The organism is Microcoleus sp. Pol12B5 (assembly GCF_036701335.1).
In the GTDB taxonomy this organism is placed as follows: domain Bacteria; phylum Cyanobacteriota; class Cyanobacteriia; order Cyanobacteriales; family Microcoleaceae; genus Microcoleus.
The window spans coordinates 1-5,279 of record NZ_JAUBQQ010000127.1 but is presented as its reverse complement, the minus strand read 5'-3'; the positions used below and the strand labels follow the sequence as shown (position 1 = coordinate 5,279).

General features: G+C 49.7%; 1 protein-coding gene. It reads left to right on the top strand.

The window, feature by feature from the left end; genetic code table 11:
• Window positions 1-807: 807 nt before the first annotated feature.
• Window positions 808-5,279, top strand: a 4,472-nt coding sequence (locus QUA24_RS26585) for a DUF4347 domain-containing protein (RefSeq protein ID WP_333233367.1), incomplete at its 3' end; no start/stop codon positions are given.

Here is a 5,279-nt window from a genome sequence, read left to right as displayed (position 1 = left end):
TTAAATAAACCGAGTTTTTAATTATTACTACAAAAAATATCAAGCCGATGAATTATTGCTGATTCGACTTGCTGACGACCCTGAAATTGGTTAGTGGTGAGTCATTCATTCTTGACAAAACCCAGAAAAAAAAGTTGATAACTACAAAATTTATAACCATTTCTTTAGTGAAATATAGATTATCTGAATTTTTCCTAAAGTTATAGCAAATCGGTTTGTTAAATAAACCGAGTTTTTAATTATTACTACAAAAAATATCAAGCCGATGAATTATTGCTGATTCGACTTGCTGACGGCCATGAAATTTTGGTGGTGAGTCATTCATTCTTGACAAAAGCCAGAAAACGAAGTTGATAACTACAAAATTTATAACCATTTCTTTAGTGAAATATAGATTATCTGACATTGGGCTGATTGACAGCCCTAAAATTGGTTCTTGATAAAGAATCAAGTCTGAGTGAAAATCGGAAATCCAAGCTTTGTTTACTACAAACAAGAATGCTTGTCAACTGCATTTAGGTAAAAAATATCTAATTAAAAGGTGTATTTTCGGAGATTGCGATCATTTTTCTTCATCATAAAATAAGTTGGCACTACGTCTGAATTGGCTAAAAAAACCCTGATTTACCAGGTAAATACAGCTAACTGCTACTTTAGGAAGATGTCGCGCAAAAAAAAATCGAAGTAAATAGAACTTGTTAAGTATGCGAAGTCGAGAAATTAGTAATTAGAGATTTCCATTAGCAATTAACAATAATATCTACCACTGAAGATTGATGATTAACAAATCAAGGAGCTATCTAACTCATGAAAAATTTATGGTGCAACTACTCTTCGCCAATTCACAAATTAAGTTGCGATCGTCGCGACACGGACTGCATAAAAGTTTCTTTGATTGGGACGCCGTTAGTCGGTAATCCGGCTATTAATATTTCCTGTTTAACAAAAGCGAGCCGGGGCGTTAATACTCAACGTAAAAAACATTTAGTTTGCATCGATCCGAGGGTAGAGAATTATCAGCATCTTGCCAGCGGAGTCAAACCGGGGACAGAGATAATTGTCCTTGATCGAAGTCTGGACGGAGTAGAACAAATTACTGAGATTTTAGCTAAACGCAGCTCCATTGCCAGCCTTCAGATAGTTGCTCACGGCAATGAAGCTTCGGTGCAACTGGGGTCAACTTTACTGAAGGATGAAAACTTACCAAAGTACGATCGGCATTTGCAACAGTGGCGCCATGCCTTCACGGAAAAAGCCGATATTTTAATATTAGCGTGTCAGGTTGGATCTGGAAAAGCCGGGATTGCTTTCGTGCAGAAGCTGAGAGAATTAACAGGCGCAAACATAGCGGCTTCCAACAATCTAATTGGCAGTGCAAAATTAGGAGGAAACTGGCAATTAAATGTTACAGCCGGACGAGTAAAAACCGCAATAGCCTTTGAAACAAAAACCCAGGAAACTTACAGCGCTGTCCTCATTAGTTTAGTGGACGAAAGTTTTCAAGACGCACGTCTAATCGGACCTTGGATCTCTGGGGTAACAGGCACGTCAGATGCTCCGGCTTTAACAGCAGGAACCGGAACGGAGAGTTTTCCAGGTTTGAACATAGACCCGGTTGGCAGCGGGGCGTTAAGATTAACTACAAGAACTTTTGACCAATCTACTTTTGTCATCTATAACAGTCAGGTTCCCGTCAATAGTGGTCTTAACATTGTCTTTGATATATTTGCCTACGACGGCACTGCACGTCCGAATTTAGCAGGGCGGACAGGGGACGGCATAAGTTTCTTTTTAATTGACGGTACTGTGACGCCAACAGTAGCTGGAGGCTATGGAGGGTCTCTCGGCTACGCCCAAAATACAGACACAAATCAGTCCGGTTTACGGGGAGGTTATTTAGGAATTGGATTGGATGAATTTGGAAATTTCTCAAGTGAAACTCAAGGGCGCGTAGAAGGAATTGGGGTGACTCGTAGAGCAGATTCGGTAACACTCCGAGGTAGCGAATCTACGGGATATCGATTTTTAACTTCTACGTTTGTGCCGCAGGGAATAGATAATATTCCCGATACCGTAAATCCTCTGCCTCCAAACGGGCCGATCAACGCCATTACTAGCAATCGCGAAGCAGCCAGAAGAAGAGTTCAAATTATTTTGCAACCACCCAATTCTGCAACGCCAAACCATCTCACTGTTAACTTTGATCTCAACAATAATGGTTCGTTTGCAGATCCGGGTGAGACTCTTATCGACATTGCCAATTTACAAGAGGAGATAAACGAGCCAATACCGGCAACATTCAAATTTGGTTTTGCTGGTTCAACGGGAGACGCTACAAATATTCACGACGTTCGCACTTTGTCTATCCAAACTATAGACGTGCCGCTTACTACAGCAGATGTTGCCTCAACGAAAACAGGCCCGGCCGCAGCGGCGCCGGGTAGCCCCATTACTTACACAATTACCACAGTAAATAACGGCCCGAACGACGCCGAAAACGTGGTGATTGAAGATCAATTGCCCGTCGGGGCAGTATTTGGTAGTGCCGACGGCGACGGCACTTTCAACCCGACAACGAGACTGGTTTCCTGGAGTATTCCGAATTTACCTCTTGGGGCCACCGCCACGCGCACCGTAACTGTTACAACCCCAACTACACTCGGCCCTATTACCAACAGTGTATTCAGCAGCAGCAGCACGATCGATCCCGTACCCGGTAACAACAGTGGCAGCAGCCCGGATGCGAGGGTCACGACCACTATTACAAACGATAGCGCTGATGTAGTGACGGTCAAAAGCGGGCCCCCTACTGCGGCTGCAGGCTTGACTGTCACCTACACAATTACGGCAGCCAACAGTGGGCCGAGTGCGGCAACCAATGTGGTGATCAGCGACACCATTGTTCCGGGTTTAACAGGAGTCAGCGTCTCGGAGGGCGGAACTTACAGCCAAACTACAGGTATTGTGACTTGGCCGACGATCACATCCCTAGCCAGCGCAGCCAGCACCAACAGAACCGTCCGTTTTCCACTTCCCGCCACCGGCGGCCCCATCGCCAACACTGCTAGCAGCACCTCAACGAGCCGAGACCCCAATCCTGACAACAACAACGGCAGCAGCCCGTCGGCAAGAGTCACCACCACGATCACCGATAGCGCCGATGTAGCTACGATCAAAACCGGGCCCCCTACTGCGGCTGCGGGCTCGACTGTTACCTACACAATTACGGCAGCCAACAGTGGGCCGAGTGCGGCAACCAATGTGGTGATCAGCGACACCATTGTTCCGGGTTTAACAGGAGTCAGCGTCTCGGAGGGCGGAACTTACAGCCAAACTACAGGTATTGTGACTTGGCCGGCGATCACATCCCTAGCCAGCGCAGCCAGCACCAACAGAACCGTCCGTTTTCCATTTCCCGCCACCGGCGGCCCCATCGCCAACACTGCTAGCAGCACCTCAACGAGCCCAGACCCCAATCCTGCCAACAACAACGGCAGCAGCCCGTCGGCAAGAGTCACTACCACGATCACCGATAGCGCCGATGTAGTGACGCTCAAAACCGGACCCGCTACTGCGGCAGCCGGATCGACTGTCACCTACACAATTCTCACCGAAAACAGAGGGCCGAGTACCGCTACCAACATCACCGTTACAGACAGCATCGTTCCCGGTTTAACGGGCGTTACAGCATCCAACGGCGGTATTTACGACCCAGCCACAGGCATTGTCAGCTTTCCGCCCATTGCTAGCTTAGCTGACGGCGTGACCGTCAGCCGGACTGTCAGATTCCCAGTCCCGACGACGGGGACTGTGAGCAACACGGCAAGAAGTACCTCAACCACTGATGACCCGAATCCCGCTAACAATAACGGCCGCGATCCCGGCGCAACTGTTAGCACCAGCATCGCCTCTGCCCCGACTCCGACTCCGACTCCCCCACCCGCACCGACTCCGACTCCGACTCCCGCCAACCTACGACCAATAGCTAACAACGTCAACCTTGAGATCGCCCCCAGCAGCGTTGTGGCGATCGCAGGACTCGGAGGAAGTGATCCCGACGGTTCGATCGCATCCTTCACCATCAACACCGTCCCACCAGCAAATGAAGGGCTGATATTTTTAGGCAATCCCGATACCGGCGGCACGATTGTCACGGCCGGTCAAATTCTGACACCTGCTGACATTAACCAATTATTTTTCCAATCGACAAGCAACTTTACAACAGCAAATTTCACCTACAGCGCTACAGACAACCAGGGCGCTACCAGCCGCGCCAGGGCTACTGTATCGGCACTGGATCCGGTGCCAAACAAACCGCCAGTAGCTAACAACGTCGACCTCGATATCGCCCCCAGCAGCACTGTCTTGATCGCAGGACTAGGCGGCACAGATCCAGACGGGTCGATCGCATCCTTCACCATCAACACCGTCCCACCAGCAAATGAAGGGCTGATATTTTTAGGCAATCCCGATATCGGCGGCCGGATTGTCACGGCCGGTCAAATTCTGACACCTGCTGACATTAACCAATTATTTTTCCAATCGACAGCCAACTTTACAACAGCAAATTTCACCTACAGCGCTACAGACAACCAGGGCGCTATCAGCCCCGCCAGCGCTACTGTCTCTGCCATTCCCCTGAACGAACCAACACCAACACCAACACCAACACCAATACCCACACCCACACCGGCGCCGGAACCCACACCAACACCACCCGTCCCGGAACCCACACCCACACCACCCATCCCAGAACCAACACCCACGCCACCCGTCCCGGAACCCACACCCACACCACCCATCCCAGAACCAACACCAACACCACCCGTCCCGGAACCAACACCCACACCCGCAGTGGAACCAACACCCACACCACCCGTCCCGGCGCCAACACCCACACCACCCATCCCAGAACCAAGACCCACACCACCCATCCCAGAACCAAGACCCACACCACCCGTCCCGGCGGCAACACCAAGCCCGATATTCAACCCAGTACCCGAACCAGATACCAGTTGCGGTTGCGCCCCCTTGCCCTTGCTGCCCCCGATCACATTTACCCCCCCCCAGCCTTCCCCCATACTCAACTTCGACTCCAACGCCACCCAACTCATCGACATCCAAAACACCAACATCGGCACTCCCGGAAACGATTCCTTAACAGGAAACGAAACCAACCAACTATTTCTTTCCTTTGGTGGCGACGACACAGTATTAGGTGAAGCAGGCAGCGATATCGCTTTCGGCGACCAACAGCGAGATTACATAGCTGCGGGTAA